General features: G+C 68.6%; 14 protein-coding genes. 10 read left to right on the forward strand and 4 right to left on the reverse strand.

Features of this window, described 5'->3' with window-relative positions; all coding sequences use genetic code 11:
• Positions 1-102: 102 nt before the first annotated feature.
• Together OG394_RS35785 and OG394_RS35790 are read left to right on the forward strand one after the other, a co-directional pair.
• The gene (locus OG394_RS35785) at positions 103-1620 is read left to right on the forward strand and encodes a leucyl aminopeptidase family protein (protein WP_328991677.1); all 1518 of its coding nucleotides are present in this window, start codon (positions 103-105) and stop codon (positions 1618-1620) included.
• Positions 1620-2228, forward strand: a complete 609-nt coding sequence (locus tag OG394_RS35790) for a GNAT family N-acetyltransferase (protein ID WP_328991678.1) — start codon at positions 1620-1622, stop codon at positions 2226-2228. The genes OG394_RS35785 and OG394_RS35790 overlap by 1 nt, the downstream gene beginning before the upstream one ends.
• On the opposite strand, the gene OG394_RS35795 is transcribed toward OG394_RS35790, so the two are convergent.
• The 3 genes from OG394_RS35795 to OG394_RS35805 all read right to left on the reverse strand — a co-directional run bounded on the left by OG394_RS35795 (position 2225) and on the right by OG394_RS35805 (position 5439).
• Entirely contained in the window at positions 2225-3454 is a 1230-nt protein-coding gene (locus tag OG394_RS35795; protein ID WP_328991679.1) for an alpha/beta hydrolase family protein, read from the reverse strand. The two genes, OG394_RS35790 and OG394_RS35795, sit on opposite strands and share 4 nt — an antisense overlap.
• A gap of 183 nt (positions 3455-3637) precedes the next feature.
• Positions 3638-4792 (reverse strand): glycogen synthase, encoded by a 1155-nt coding sequence (glgA, locus tag OG394_RS35800; RefSeq protein ID WP_328991680.1) that lies wholly within the window; start codon positions 4790-4792, stop codon positions 3638-3640.
• Positions 4793-4899: 107 nt separating this feature from the next.
• On the reverse strand, positions 4900-5439 hold the full coding sequence (locus tag OG394_RS35805) for a GNAT family N-acetyltransferase (protein WP_328991681.1): 540 nt from the start codon (positions 5437-5439) through the stop codon (positions 4900-4902).
• A gap of 82 nt (positions 5440-5521) precedes the next feature.
• Between OG394_RS35805 and glgC the strand changes: the two genes are divergently transcribed.
• From glgC to OG394_RS35845, 8 genes are all read left to right on the forward strand, one after another.
• A complete protein-coding gene (gene glgC, locus OG394_RS35810; RefSeq protein WP_328991683.1) occupies positions 5522-6757 on the forward strand; it encodes a glucose-1-phosphate adenylyltransferase in 1236 nt (411 codons plus the stop codon).
• Complete coding sequence (kynU, locus tag OG394_RS35815) at positions 6754-8088, forward strand: kynureninase (RefSeq protein WP_328991685.1); 1335 nt, start codon at positions 6754-6756, stop codon at positions 8086-8088. The genes glgC and kynU overlap by 4 nt, the downstream gene beginning before the upstream one ends.
• Positions 8085-9383: an FAD-dependent oxidoreductase gene (locus tag OG394_RS35820; RefSeq protein ID WP_328991686.1), complete on the forward strand. Its 1299-nt coding sequence runs from the start codon at positions 8085-8087 to the stop codon at positions 9381-9383. The genes kynU and OG394_RS35820 overlap by 4 nt, the downstream gene beginning before the upstream one ends.
• Entirely contained in the window at positions 9380-10882 is a 1503-nt protein-coding gene (locus tag OG394_RS35825; RefSeq protein ID WP_328991688.1) for a 2-hydroxymuconic semialdehyde dehydrogenase, read from the forward strand. Before OG394_RS35820 ends, OG394_RS35825 begins: the two co-directional genes overlap by 4 nt.
• A gap of 385 nt (positions 10883-11267) precedes the next feature.
• Positions 11268-11693, forward strand: coding sequence for a RidA family protein (locus OG394_RS35830; protein ID WP_328991689.1), 426 nt, complete (start codon positions 11268-11270; stop codon positions 11691-11693).
• Positions 11694-11699: 6 nt separating this feature from the next.
• Positions 11700-12227 (forward strand): 3-hydroxyanthranilate 3,4-dioxygenase, encoded by a 528-nt coding sequence (locus OG394_RS35835; protein WP_328991690.1) that lies wholly within the window; start codon positions 11700-11702, stop codon positions 12225-12227.
• 3 nt (positions 12228-12230) lie between these two features.
• Entirely contained in the window at positions 12231-13232 is a 1002-nt protein-coding gene (locus OG394_RS35840; RefSeq protein WP_328991691.1) for an amidohydrolase family protein, read from the forward strand.
• Positions 13225-13962, forward strand: a complete 738-nt coding sequence (locus tag OG394_RS35845; protein WP_328991692.1) for an alpha/beta hydrolase — start codon at positions 13225-13227, stop codon at positions 13960-13962. Before OG394_RS35840 ends, OG394_RS35845 begins: the two co-directional genes overlap by 8 nt.
• Here OG394_RS35845 and OG394_RS35850 read toward each other — a convergent pair.
• Positions 13959-14498, reverse strand: a complete 540-nt coding sequence (locus OG394_RS35850; protein ID WP_442914252.1) for an O-methyltransferase — start codon at positions 14496-14498, stop codon at positions 13959-13961. The two genes, OG394_RS35845 and OG394_RS35850, sit on opposite strands and share 4 nt — an antisense overlap.
• Between the last annotated feature and the right edge of the window lie 83 nt (positions 14499-14581).

Here is a 14581-nt window from a genome sequence, read left to right on the forward strand (position 1 = left end):
TGAACGTTTCGGCGACCCCGGTGGGTGCTATCCGGCACCTGTCGGGGTCGTTACGGTTGGCTGCACCCGTTTCGTGACAGCTCTGGACATGTGAGGTTTCTGGTGGCTCGTCGTACCCCTGCACGCACCATCGCACCGGCCGGCCCGGTCGTCGTCTGGCAGCCCGGTCTGCCCGTGCACGGCTCCGCGAGCTGGGTGGTCCTGGTCACCGAAGACGGCCTGCCCGATGCGGCGAAGGACGCCGGCGAGCGGCTCGGGGTGGACCTGGAAAGGTTGCTCGAGGCCCTCACCGGGAGCGGTTTCAGCCCGGCCGCCGGACGCACCGCGACGTACCCCTTGCTGGCCGGTGACGCGGCCGAGGTGATGCTGGTCGGAGCGGGCGAAAGCACCCCGCGGGACCTGCGACACGCCGGAGCGGCGATCGCGCGTTTCGGCCGTGGCCGGGATGAGCTGACCACCGTCGTTGCCGAGGGCATCGACGACGCCGGGCTGCAGGCCTTCACCGAGGGTCTCGTGCTCGGTTCGTTCACGTTCCACCGCAAGACCGTGGACCCGGGCAAGCCGATCGTCGAGCGCGTCGTCATCACTGACGGCACGGACAGCACCCGCGACGAGGTGGTCGAGCGCGGCCTGGTGATCGGCCGGACCGGCTGCCTCGCCCGCGAGCTCGCCACCACGCCGTCCAACGAGAAGGACCCGGCCTGGCTGGCCGCGCGGGCCACCGAACTGGCCAAGGCGAACGGCCTCGAGGTCACCGTCTGGGACGAGAAGCAGCTCGCCGCCGACGGTTTCGGCGGCATCCTCGCGGTCGGGCAGGGCTCGATCCGGCCGCCGCGGTTCATCCGGCTCGACTACACCCCGCCCGGCGCGAACAAGAAGACGCCGTACGTCGTGCTCGTCGGCAAGGGCATCACGTATGACACCGGCGGCCTGTCGCTGAAGCCGCGCGAGTCGATGGTCTCGATGAAGCGCGACATGACCGGTGGCGGTTCCGTCATCGCGACGATGGCGGCGCTGCGCGACCTCGGTGCGAAGGTCCGCGTCACCGGCCTGATCTGTGCCGCCGAGAACATGCCGTCCGGTACGGCGTACCGCCCGGACGACATCGTGCGGCACTACGGCGGCCGGACCACCGAGGTGAAGAACACCGACGCCGAAGGCCGGATGGTGCTCGCGGACGGCCTGGCCTACGCCGTCGACGAACTCAAGCCCGACGTACTCGTGGATATCGCCACCCTGACCGGTGCGATCAAGATGGCCCTCGGTTCGATGCTGTACGGCGGTCTGTTCGCGACCGACGACGCGCTCGCGGACAACCTGGTCGAGGCCGGGTTCATCGCCGGCGAGCAGCTCTGGCGGATGCCGTTGCCCGCGGCGTACGAGGACTACATCTCCACCCCGGTCGCCGACGCGGTGAACTCGTCGAAGGGCCCTGGCTCGATCACGGCCGCGCTCTTCCTGAAGAACTTCAGCGGCGGTCTGCCCTGGGCCCACCTCGACCTGTCGAGCATCGCGGAATCGCCGCGCGACGAGTTCGAGTACTCCCTCGGCGCAACCGGCGCGGGCGCCCGCCTACTCACCACCTGGCTCACCTCCGAACACCCCACCGCCGGGATCTGATGCCCGACGACCTGGCCCTGCTCGTCGCCGAAGTGGACCTGATCTGGGGCGTGGCGAACCTCGGCCGCGAGCCCGACGCGCCGTACGTCGTGGTCGCCGACACCGGCGTCGAGCAGCAGCTCGTGGCGAACCCGGACTACCCGGTCGAGCCTGCCGAGCTGGCCGCCATGGTGATGACGAGCAGCCCGGCGTATGCGATCGAACCGCCGCTTGTCTACGAGACGTCCGCCGAGGTGGTGCTCTCGGGCGGTCCGGTCGAGCGTCTCCGCGACCTCAGGCCCGACGAGTGGAAGCCGGAGCACTGGACCAGCCTGCTTGCCGGGCGCCATGGCCCTTGGGCAATGCTGCTGAAGGACGGCCGACTGGTGGCGACCTGCCACGCGGCCCGCTTCCAGGCCACGGCGGCGGAGGCCGGTGTGTGGACGGCCCCGGCCTACCGAGGCCAGGGGTTCGCCGCGGCCGTCACGGCAGCCTGGGCCAAGCACCCGGTCCTCCGCGGGCGGAATCTCTACTACAGCACCACCGAGGACAACATCTCCTCCCAGCGCGTCGCCGCCCGCCTCGGCCTACGCCCGCTCGGCCACCTTCGCAAATACGCTCAGGTTTAGGCGTACTTGGCCCAGACCCGCGCGATCTTGGGGTAGGCGGCGCGGGCGGTTCCACTGTGGTCGACGTCGCCCATCGAGTGGATCCGGACCTCGGCGCCACGGCGGATGAACGTCGTCGCGCAGGCGGTGGCATTGGCCGGTACGACGTCCGCGTCGGCCGTACCGGTGTAGAGGTTGACCGGCACGCGCGGGGTCCAGTCGCGGCAGATCCGATCGGCCTCGCGCAGACCACGCAGGAGCGCGCCGGACGGGTTCACCAGTTTCGCCTTGAACTCCGGCGTGAAGAGCTCGTCCGGCGTCGGCGGGAGGGCTCGAGCGATGTCCTCGACCTCGTGGTAGCCGTCGAACAGGTCCTCGACCCCGTCCACGGTGAAGGCCTCGCGCGGGTCGTCGTACAGGCCGACCGTGCGATCCCACGCCGTCACGAAGTACGCCAGGTAGAGCACCGCGACCTGCGGGTTCACCGAACCGTCGAAGACCGCGGGCATCTCGACGTTCTCGATGTCGAACGGCCCGGCGACGGCCTCCAGCGCGCCCAGCCGGAAGCCCGGAACCTCCTTGTTCTGCAACGCGCGTCCGACGCTGAGGGTCGCCCGGCCGCCCTGCGAGAAGCCGGTGACGAGCACATCCCGCTTCAGCTGTACGCCGTATCGCCGGGCGAAGGTCCTTGCCGCCAGCAACAAGTCGGTCGAGGCCGTGGTCTCGGTCCGGGTATCGAGGTACGGGTGCCGCCCGGGCCCGACGCCAAGCCCGAGGTAATCCGGCGCGACCACCACCAGGCCGGTGCCCGCGAGCATCTGGGCAGCCGCCCGATCCGGCCCGGCCGTCATCGAGGCGACGAACCGCTTCGTGCCGTTGGTGCCGTGCAGGTACTCCGCCACGGTCAGCCTGCCGCGCCGCCCATCCGGCAACGCGACCAGCCCGCTCGCCGTGGTCGGACGGCCCGACGGATCGATGGTGCGATAGACGACCCGGTACGTCGTTACGCCGAACCGGGCATCGGGTGCGTCGGTGAAGCCGTACGCCTTCGCGGCCTCGGTGACGGCGCGCGCCGACAGTTGGTCAAGCTTCACCGCGGAGACGAACTGGCCTCGTATGCCTTGAATCTGGCTGATCGAGACGTCGGCGACCGGTGGAGCCGACGTGGTGGCGAAGGCGGCGAGGGGGCTGAGGGCCAACGTCGCGATCAGCGCGGTGGCGGTGGTCTTGGCGAGGAAATTGGTCATGCCCCAACCCAAGCCGCGCCACGCTTTCGCCGCGATCGGCTCAACTCCCCAACAGTGGTGGGGATAACTCCCTTCCTTCTTTGCGTTCATCGGTCCCAAATCGCCCTCTCAGCCCAGCGGACCTGTGCAGGTCAGCGGCGGGTGAGGGCGATTTGCGACCGATGAACGCAAAGAAGGCGCGCGTCAGCGGAGGGAGTTGTAGAGGGCGACGGTTTGCTCGGCGACGGCCTGCCAGGCGAAGTGGGTGACGGCGCGCTCGCGGCCCGCGCGGCCCATCGCCTCGGCCTTGGCGGGATCGGCTACCAGGGCGTTGATCGCGTCGGCGAGATCCCGCTCGAAGCCGGGGATGTCGTTCTCGTCGTACGTCACCAGCGTGCCGGTCTCGCCGTCCGCGACCACCTCGGGAATACCGCCGACCGCGCTCGCGACCACGGCCGTTTCGCAGGCCATCGCCTCCAGGTTCACGATGCCGAGTGGCTCGTAGACCGACGGGCAGCAAAAGGCCAGCGCGTGCGTGAGCACCTGCCGGACCTCCTCGCGCGGCAGCATCTCCGACACCACGAACACGCCGTCGCGAGTGGCCTTCAGCTCGGCGATCGCGGCGTCGGTCTCGGCCTTCAGGTCTGCGGTGTCGGCCGCGCCCGCCAGCAACACCAGCTGAACCGACGGGTCGAGCCGCAGACCCGCGCGGAGCAGATGCGGCACACCCTTCTGGCGGGTGATCCGCCCGACGAAGGTGACGTACGGCCGGTTGAGGTTGACGCCGAGCCGTTCCAGCACATGGGTCGCCGGATCCGGGTGATAGAACTCCGCGTCGATGCCGTTGTAGATGACCTTGACCTTGTCCGGGTCGATGCCCGGATAGCAGTCGAGCACGTCTTCGCGCATGCCGTTGCTCACCGCGATGACCGCATCGGCCGACTCGTACGCCGTCTGCTCGGCCCACGACGACAACGCGTAACCGCCACCGAGCTGCTCCGCCTTCCACGGCCGGCGCGGCTCGAGCGAATGCGCCGTCACCACGTGCGGTACGCCGTACAGCAGCTTGGCCCAATGGCCGGCCATGTTCGCGTACCAGGTGTGGGAGTGCGCGAGCTCGGTGCCCGCGATCGCGCCGGTCATGTCGAGATCCGTGGACAGCACGCGCAGCGCCGGGTTCGCACCGACCAGGCGCGCGTCGTCCTCGGAGTGCGCGACCGCACCGAGACGTGGTTCACCCATGCAATGCACGTTCACCGTCAAGAGTTTGCGCAACTCGCGCACCAGAAAGTCGACATGCACCCCCGCCCCGCCGTACACGTCCGGTGGGTACTCACGCGTCAGGATCGAGACATGCATAGCCCCGACCCTAACGCCAGCCGCCCGCTCGAGTGTCGCCATCTCGTCCACCAGTCGTCACATCTCAGGTAGCTTTCCGGCATGGGCGCCTGCCCGTCGTCGTGGCGTCAGGTTGTGCGGGTTGGGACCCAGTAGCGGAGTTTGCCGTGCCGGTTGTCCTCGAACTCGCCGCCGCACGCCTCGATCACCTTGCGGGAGGCGTCGTTGTCCTCGTCGCAGGTGACCAGGGCCGGGTCGATGCCGAGTTTGGCCGCGAACGGCAGAGACTGCTCGAGCATCTGGGTGGCGTAGCCCTGGCGTCGGGCGGACGGCCGTACGACGTACCCGATGTGGCCGCCCAGTTCGTGGAGTTGGGGTGTCAGTTCGTGCCGGATCGACAGCCGCCCGAGCCATTCGTCGCCCTCGACGAACCAAAGCGACGTCATCGGCACCAGATGTGGCAGCCGGGCCCGGAACGGATCGGCTTGGGCCTTCAGCTCTTCCACCAGCTGCGCGAATCCCTCCGGCGTACTGACTTGTGAGCGGGGGATTTGCTCCTCGGTGAAGCTGTACGCACCCATCCAGCGCTCGTCCCCGGGCTCCAACTCGTCCCACGCGGCCAGGTACGACCGGTGGACGGCGACGGTGGGAAGAACGAGACGGGCCATCCGCCCATTATGGTGCCCGGGGTTTTCCACAGACACTCTGAAGTGGGTTATGGAATCCGGCTTGCGCGGCTAATGTCTGGGCATGGCGAAGGCACCCAGAGTTCTCGGAATCGTGCTGGCCGGCGGCGAGGGCAAGCGGCTGATGCCGCTGACGGTCGACCGGGCCAAACCTGCTGTGCCCTTCGGAGGTAGTTATCGGCTGATCGACTTCGTCTTGTCGAACCTGGTCAACGCGGGCTATCGCAACCTGTGCGTGCTGACGCAGTACAAGTCGCACTCGCTGGACCGGCACGTCACGCTGACCTGGCGGATGTCGACGTTCCTCGGCAACTTCGTCACCTGTGTGCCGGCGCAGCAGCGGCTCGGCCCGCAGTGGTATCAGGGCAGCGCGGACGCGATCTACCAGTCGATGAACCTGATCAACGACCACAAACCCGACATCATCGTGGTGTTCGGCGCGGATCACGTCTACCGGATGGACGCCTCGCAGATGGTCGCCGCGCATATCGAGCACGGCGCCGGCGTGACCGTGGCCGGGATCCGGGTGCCGCGGGCGACCGCCTCGGAGTTCGGCGTGATCAAGACGGCGGACGACGGCGTGACGATCGCGGAATTCCTCGAAAAGCCTGCCGAACCGCCGGGTCTGCCGGACTCGCCGGACGAGACGTTCGCCTCGATGGGCAACTACGTGTTCAGCGCCGACGTGCTGGTCGACGCCCTGCGCAGGGACGCGGAGAACCCGGCCTCCCGGCATGACATGGGCGGCGACATCGTGCCGATGCTTGTTGCCGAGGGCAAGGCCAATGTGTACGACTTCAAGGACAACGACGTGCCCGGCGCGCTCGACCGGGATCGCTCGTACTGGCGGGACGTCGGTTCGCTCGACTCGTACCACGAGGCGCATATGGATCTGGTCTCGATCCAGCCCGTCTTCAACCTCTACAACTCGGACTGGCCGATTTTCACGTCACATCCGCAGTTGCCGGGTGCGAAGTTCACCGACGACGCGACCGTGGGCGAGTCGATCACCTGCGCGGGCTCGATCATCTCCGGCGCGGTCGTCGACCATTCGGTGCTCGGCGCGAACGTGCTGGTCAGCTCCGGGGCCAGGATCGAGCGCTCGGTGATCATGGACAACTGCCGGATCGGCGCGAACGCGGTGTTGCGGAACGTCATTCTGGACAAGAACATCGTCATCCCCGACGGCTTCCAGATCGGGGTGGATCCCGAGCTGGATCGCGCTCGCGGCTTCGTCGTGAGCGCCGGGGGAGTGACGGTGCTCGGCAAGGACCAAGTCGTCACGCTGGACCCGACATGACCGACGAACCCGGGGCAGCCAAGGACGCCGGCAAAGCCGAAGGCGCCAGCACGACCGAAGGCGTTGGGTCGAGTGAGGCCGAGGCGCGGAAGCTTGACGCGGGCGATCCGGGGCACCGGGAGCTCTTCCACATCCCGGCGGCGGACGGCGGCGATCACCCGGAGGTGGCGTACTTCGCGGGCAACTCGCTGGGGCTCCAGCCGAAGGCCACTCGCGACGAGCTCTTGGCAGACGTCGACGCCTGGGCACGACTCGGCGTGGAGGGACACCTGGAGGCCGCGCGACCCTGGTTGTCGTACCACGAGTTGCTGACCGGATCGGCGGCGCGGCTCGTCGGCGGGCTGCCCAGCGAGACGATCGTGATGAACTCGCTGACGGTCAACCTGCACCTGCTGATGGTGTCGTTCTACCGGCCGTCGGGACTGCGGCGACGGATCCTGATCGAGGACTCCGCCTTCCCGTCCGACAGCTACGCGGTTCGCAGCCAGGTCCGCCTGCACGGGCGCGATCCGGACGACTCGGTGGTGCGGTTGCGTCCGCGCGAGGGCGAGAACACCCTGCGCACCGAGGACGTGATCGATCAGCTGACACCCGATATCGCGTTGGTGCTGCTCGGAGGCGTCAACTACCTCACCGGCGAGCTGATGGACATCCCGGCGATCACCGCCGCGGGCCATGCCGCGGGCGCGATCGTCGGCTGGGATCTGGCCCATGCTGCCGGGAACGTTCCGTTGTCCCTGCACGACTGGAACGTCGACTTCGCCGCGTGGTGCTCCTACAAGTACCTCAACTCCGGTCCGGGTTCCTTGGCTGGAGCGTTCGTCCACGAGCGGCACCTGGCCGATCCGACGTTGCAGCGTTTCGAAGGCTGGTGGAGCACCGAGGCGGCGACCCGGTTCGAGATGGCCGCGGTATCGCGCCCGCCCGCGACCGCCGAGGCGTGGCAGGTCTCGAACCCGCCGATCTTCTCGATGAGCCCGGTCCGTACGTCGCTGGAGCTCTTCGACAAGGTCGGCATGCCCACTCTTCGCGAGCGCAGCGTCCGGCTCACGGCGTACCTCGAGAAGTTGCTCGACGAGATCGTCCCGACCCGGCCGCTCGAGGTCATCACCCCGCGTGCGGCGGACCAGCGCGGTGCGCAACTGTCCCTGCGCATCGGTTCCGGCAAGGCGGGCGAATTGGCCCACAGGTTGCGCCACGAGCATGGCGTGATCGCCGATGCCCGCGAGCCGGACGTGCTCCGACTGGCGCCGGTCCCGCTCTACTCGTCGTACCACGACTGCTGGCGCGCTGCCGTGGCGCTGGCCCAGGCCGTGCCGGAGGACGCATGACCGTCGCGATCGTCGGAGCGGGCCTGGCCGGGAGTCTGCTGACGTGTTTCCTCGCTCGCCGCGGGGTTCCCGTCACGCTGTACGAGCGCCGGCCGGATCCCCGCGAGCAGCAGGCCGAGCGCGGTCGTTCGATCAACCTGGCGATCTCCGAGCGGGGTCTCGACGCGCTGCGGCGGATCGGTCTCGCCGACAAGGTGATGGCTGACGCGTTGCCGATGAAGGGCCGGATGATCCACCCGGTCGAGGGGCCGCTCGACTTCCAGCAGTACAGCGTCTCCGGCGACCGGGCGATCAACTCGATCAGCCGTGGTGCGCTCAACAACGCGCTGCTCGACGCTGCCGCGGCCGCGCCGGGCGTGGAGATCCGCTTCGAGCACCGCCTGGTCGGGCTCGACCCGAAGACGGCCCGGATGACCTTCGAGACACCCGACAGAACGGTCGAGGCGGAGTCCGACGTGGTGCTGGGGACCGACGGCGCGGGCTCGGCGGTTCGTGGCCGGCTGGTCGCGGACCACCTGGTGGACGAAGCGGTCGACTTCCTCGACTACGGCTACAAGGAACTCACGATTCCACCAGCGGCCGGGGCTTTTGCGTTGGACCCGGGCGCCTTGCACATCTGGCCGCGCGGTACGTCGATGATGATCGCCCTGCCGAACCCGGACCGCTCTTTCACCTGCACGCTGTTCTGGCCCAACGGCAGCTTTCCGGCGCTGGACACTCCGGCCGCGATCGAGGACCACTTCCGCACGCACTACCCGGACGTCGTGCCGCTCGCACCCGACCTCGTCGACGACTACCAGCAGAACCCGATCGGCGTGCTCGGCACGGTCCACACCGCGCCTTGGCAGGCCTTCGGGCGGGTCGGGTTACTCGGCGACGCCGCACACGCGATCGTGCCGTTCTACGGTCAGGGCGCGAACTGCGCGTTCGAGGACGTCGTCGAGCTGGACCGCTGTCTCGAGGACTCGGACGGCGAGTGGGCTCGGGCGCTGCCGCTGTTCGAGCTGCGCCGCCGTGAGAACACCGAGGCGATCGCGGAGATGGCACTGGCCAACTTCGTGGAGATGCGCGACAAGGTGGCGTCGCCGGTCTTCCGGCTCGGCAAGCGGATCGAGCATGCGCTGGAGCGCGCGCTGCCGGGCCATTACGCCTCCCGGTACGAGTTGGTGTCGTTCTCCACCACGCCGTACGCCGAAGTGCAGCAGCGTGTGCGTCGCCAGCACCAGGCCCTCGCTGGAGTGGTCCTGCTCGCCGGCCTGGGGCTGGTCGGTCTGACGAGGAGGCTCCTCCGTTGACGCTTTGGCATCCGGATCTGCTCGTAGGGCGGCCAGGTGGTTCGCCTGGTCTGTTGCAGAACTACGTCGGCGGCTCGTTCGTCGGCGGCAAGACGTTCCCGAAACTCAGCCCGGTCACCGGCGAGACGATCGCCGAGGTGGCGGAGGCCGACGAGGCGACCGTGGACGCGGCGGTGTCGGCGGCCCGGCAGGCGTTGAACGGGCCCTGGGGCCGGATGAGCGAGCAGGAGCGCGCCGTCGTACTCCGGAGGGTCGCCGACGAGCTCGAGCGGCGTTTCGACGACCTGGTCGCGGCCGAGGTCGGCGACACCGGCAAGTCGGTATCGCAGGCGCGCACGTTGGACATCCCGCGCGGCGCGGCCAACTTCCGCGCGTTCGCCGACATCGTGGCCAGCGCCTCGACGGAGTCCTTCAGTACGTCGCTGCCGGACGGCCGACGGGCGCTCAACTACGCCGTCCGCAAGCCCGTCGGCGTGGTGGCGATCATCGTCCCGTGGAACCTTCCGCTCCTGCTGCTGACCTGGAAGGTCGCGCCGGCCCTTGCCTGCGGCAACAGTGTCGTCGTCAAACCGTCCGAGGAGACGCCGTCGTCCGCGACGGTGCTGGCCGAGGTGATGGCGGCGGCCGGTGTGCCCGAGGGCGTGTTCAACCTCGTGCACGGCTTCGGCCCGTCCTCGGCAGGCGAGTTCCTGACCCGGCACCCGGGGGTTGACGCGATCACCTTCACGGGCGAATCCGCGACTGGCAGCACGATCGCCAAAGCGGCCGCGGACGGGGTTAAGGCCGTCTCCTTCGAGCTCGGCGGTAAGAACGCCGGCCTGATCTTCGCCGACGCGGACCTCGACGCCGCCGTGGAGGGATCCGTCCGCTCGACCTTCACCAACGGCGGCCAGGTCTGCCTCTGCACCGAACGCCTGTACGTCGAGCGCAGCGTGTACGACGAATTCTGCGCGCGCCTCGCCCAACGGGCCACCGAACTCCCGTACGGCTGGCCAGCGGACGAGTCGACCGCCAACATGCCGCTCATCTCGTCGCAACATCGGGAGAAGGTCCTCGGCTACTACGACCTGGCCCGGGCGGAAGGCGCGACCGTGTTGGCCGGTGGCGGCGTACCGTCATTCGACGACGCGCGGGATGGCGGCTGGTACGTCCAACCGACGGTGCTGACCGGCCTGGCCGCCGATGCGCGGACCGCCACCGAGGAGATCTTCGGCCCGGTCTGCCATATCGCGCCGTTCGACACCGAGGACGAGGCCTTCGCGTTGGCCAACGACAGCCAATACGGGCTCGCGGCAACAGTCTGGACCCGGGACGTAGGTCGCGCCCACCGCGCCGGCGCCCGCCTCGACACCGGCATCGTCTGGGTCAACACCTGGTTCCTCCGGGACCTCCGCACCCCCTTCGGCGGCATGAAAGCCTCCGGCGTAGGCCGCGAAGGCGGCACCCACTCCCTAGCCTTCTACTCCGAACTAACCAACGTCTGCGTAAACCTCGACTAACCACCCGCGCCTTTCCCTGCGTCGATTGGTCTGGATTTGCCCGCTACAGCGGCGGGTCAGTTTGGTCGCGGACGGTCTGCGGGCAAATCCTGACGAATCGTCGCTAATGCCGGTCCACGAAGAACGTCCGCCGGGGCTTCTGGCGGGTAAGACTCCGGGGGGAAGTAGTGCGTGGTGCTGGATTAGCGTCGATTGGTCAGGATTTGCCCGCCTCAGGTTGGTGACCGGACGACCCGCCGCTCCAGCGGGCAAATCCAGACCAATCGACGCAGAGTGAAGGCGCGGGCGTCGGCGCAAGGGGAGGCGCGCGGGCGTCGGCGCAGTGGGGCACGTGGGGGAGTGGTGCGTGGTGGCGGGTTTTCGGGGGCTGAGGGAGGATGCTGGGGTGACGGATGCGCGGGTGGTGGCGGGGAAGGCGGTGCCGCGGGGGCGGTTTCCGCATGTGAAGGTTGCGGGCGGGTTTGCGTATGTGTCCGGGACGAGTAGTCGGCGGCCCGACAACACGATCGCGGGGGCCGAGGTCGACGCGTTGGGGACGACCACGCTCGATATTCGCGCGCAGACCCAGGCGGTGATCGAGAACATTCGCGACATCCTGCAGGCGGTGGGCGCGGACCTCGGCGACCTCGTGTCCCTCACGACGTACTTGGTGAACATGAACGACTTCGGCGGCTATAACGAGGTCTACGCGGAGTTCTTCGACGAGACCGGGCCGGCGCGCACCACGGTCGCCGTACATCAGTTGCCACATCCGCATTTGCTGCTTGAGATCCAGGCAGTCGCGGTAGTTCCCCCCGACAAGGAGAGGTGATCGCAGATGGCAGAGGTCAACTTGGACGCCACCAGCTTCCCCGGCTGGATCGAGGAGAACAAGCACCTGCTGAAGCCGCCGGTCGGCAACAAGCAGATGTTCCCCACCGGCGACGACTTCATCACGATGGTGGTCGGCGGACCGAACCAGCGCACGGACTACCACGTCGACCCGTACGAGGAGTTCTTCTACCAGGTCAAGGGCACGATGCACGTCAACGTGATGACCGACGACGGTCCGGCCAAGGTGGAGATCAGCGAGGGGCAGATGTGGGTGCTGCCGCGGAACATGCCGCACTCCCCGCAACGGCCCGAGCCGGGGTCGATCGGACTCGTGATCGAGCGGGTGCGCGAGGAAGGCACGCTGGAGAAGTTCCGGTGGTACTGCGAGAACTGCAACGCCATCGTCCATGAGGTCGAGCTGCAGGTGCGCGACATCGTCGAGGACCTGCCGCCGGTGTTCAAGGCGTTCTACGACAGCGAGGACGCGCGGACGTGTCCCAGCTGCGGCACCGTCCATCCAGGCAAGGGCTAAGGAGTGGCGGTCGACGTACACACTCACCTCGTCCCGAAAGGCTGGCCCGATCTCGCGGCCGCTTGTGGTGCGGGGGAGTGGCCGTGGTTGCGGATCGACTCCGAACGCGCGGCGATGATCATGGTCGGCGAGACGGAGTTCCGGCCGGTCGGCGCGCAGGCGTGGGATCCGGCGACCAGGCTTGCCGATATGGATGCCGACGGCATCGAGCTGCAGGTGGTGTCGCCGACGCCGGTGTTCTTCTCGTACGACAAACCCGCGGACCAGGCCGGCAAGGTGGCCCGGATCTTCAACGACCGGACGCTGGAAGTCCTGGCCGGTACGACGGACCGGCTGATCCCGTTCTGCCAGGTGCCGCTGCAGGACCCGAATGCCGCGTGCGCCGAGCTCGACCGGTCCCTCGCGGCTGGGCACGTGGGCGTGGAGATCGGGAACCACGTCGGTGATCGGGATCTCGACGACGAGGGCGTGGTGATGTTCCTGCAGCACTGCGCGGAGGTCGGCGCGCCCGTGCTGGTGCATCCCTGGGACATGCCGGGCGGGCCGCGGCTCGATCGGTGGATGGCGCGGTGGCTGACCGGGATGCCGGCCGAGACGCATCTGTCCGTGCTGGCGATGATCCTCGGTGGGGTCTTCGACAAAGTGCCCGAGTCGTTGCGGATCTGCTTCGCGCACGGTGGTGGCAGTTTCGCGTTCTGGTTGGGCCGGGTGGACAACGCCTGGCATCGGCGCGGGGATTTGGTACGCGGTCAGTCGTTGAACCCACCGAGCCAGTACGTCGACCGGTTCTTCGTGGACTCCGTGGTGTTCGAGGAGCCGGCGCTGCGGTTGCTCGTCGACACGCTGGGGGAGGACCAGGTGATGGTGGGCAGCGACTACCCGTACCCGCTCGGCGAACGCCCGGTCGGCAAAGTCGTGCGCGAGGCGTCTTTCCTTTCCGACGTACAGCGCGAGAAACTCCTCTCCACCAACGCCTTCCGCTTCCTCGGCAGGTCGGATGGCTGAGGATCGCTCGGTGCTGTCGCGTCCGGCAGCGCCGCCTGACAGCGTGCAGCGTTACGGCGCTGAGGCGGATCACCTGGTGGACCTCTGGACCGGCGACGAGCGTGCCACCGACCGCCCCCTCGTCGTACTGGTGCATGGCGGATTCTGGCGTCCCGAGTACGACCGGACGCACCTCCACCCACTGGCCGGAGCCATAGCCGCTGCAGGCTGGTCGGTCGCGTCGATCGAGTACCGCCGCGACCCCGGCCGCCCGGACCACACAGTCGACGACGTACGAACCGCACTGGCCAACCTGCCCGCACTCGCGACCGGTCTCAACACAGACGGGACAATCCTGCTGTCCGGCCACTCCGCAGGCGGCCATCTCGCCCTATGGGCCGCCTCCTGCTGCACCGGACTCCGCGGCACAGTCGCCCTAGCGCCAGTAGCCGATCTAGGACTGGCAGAACGTCTGAACCTCGACGACGGCGCCGTGAGCGACTTCCTAGGCGTTGCCGCGGCCACCCGCCCCGACCTCGACCCGGTCCACCTGCAGGATCCACTGGCACCGGTGACGATCCTGCACGGCACGGAAGACACCCTCGTCCCGCTCGACCTATCCGCCGCGTACGCCGCCGCCCACCCGGCCACCCGCCTTGTGCCCGTAAAGGGCGGAGCCCACTACGAGGTGATCGACCCAGAGAGCATCGCCTGGCCGCTACTCCTCGCCGCCCTGACCGAGCTGGTCTAGTCGGGGCGTTTGACGGCCGCAAGTAGGCCGTCGCCGACCGGAAGAAGAGCCGAGACGAGGTCGTCGTCTTCCCGGATGGCGCGGATCAGGTCGCGGATGGCGGTGGTGTCGGGGTCGCGCTGGGCCGGGTCGGCGACTCGGTCGTGCCAGAGGGCGTTGTCGAAGGCGACGACGCCGCCGGGGCGCAGTAGGCGGAGGGCCTCGGAGAGGTAGCCCGTGTACTCCCGCTTGTCCGCGTCGCAGAAGACCAGGTCGTAGTGCCCGTCGGTCAGGCGCGGCACGACATCCAGCGCCGAGCCGGCGATCAACCGGAAGCGCTGCGACGGGATGCCCGCGTCCAGGAAGGTCTTGCGGGCGAGGCGCTGGTTCTCCGCGTCGATGTCGACGGTCGTGAGCGTGCCGTCCGCGCGCATTCCGCGCAGCAGCGCCAGCCCGGAGACGCCCGTGCCGGTACCGATCTCGACCACTGCTTTTGCGCCGACCGCGGCGGCCAGCAGGGTCAGCGCGGCGGCAGCACCCGGGCCGATCGAGGACACGCCACTGTCCTCGGCGGCCGCCCGGGCGCCGGCGACGACCTCGTCCTCACCGACGTACCCCTCGGCGTACGCCCAGGATTCTG

Origin of the sequence: Kribbella sp. NBC_01245 (assembly GCF_036226525.1) — a bacterium.
In the GTDB taxonomy this organism is placed as follows: Bacteria; Actinomycetota; Actinomycetes; order Propionibacteriales; family Kribbellaceae; genus Kribbella.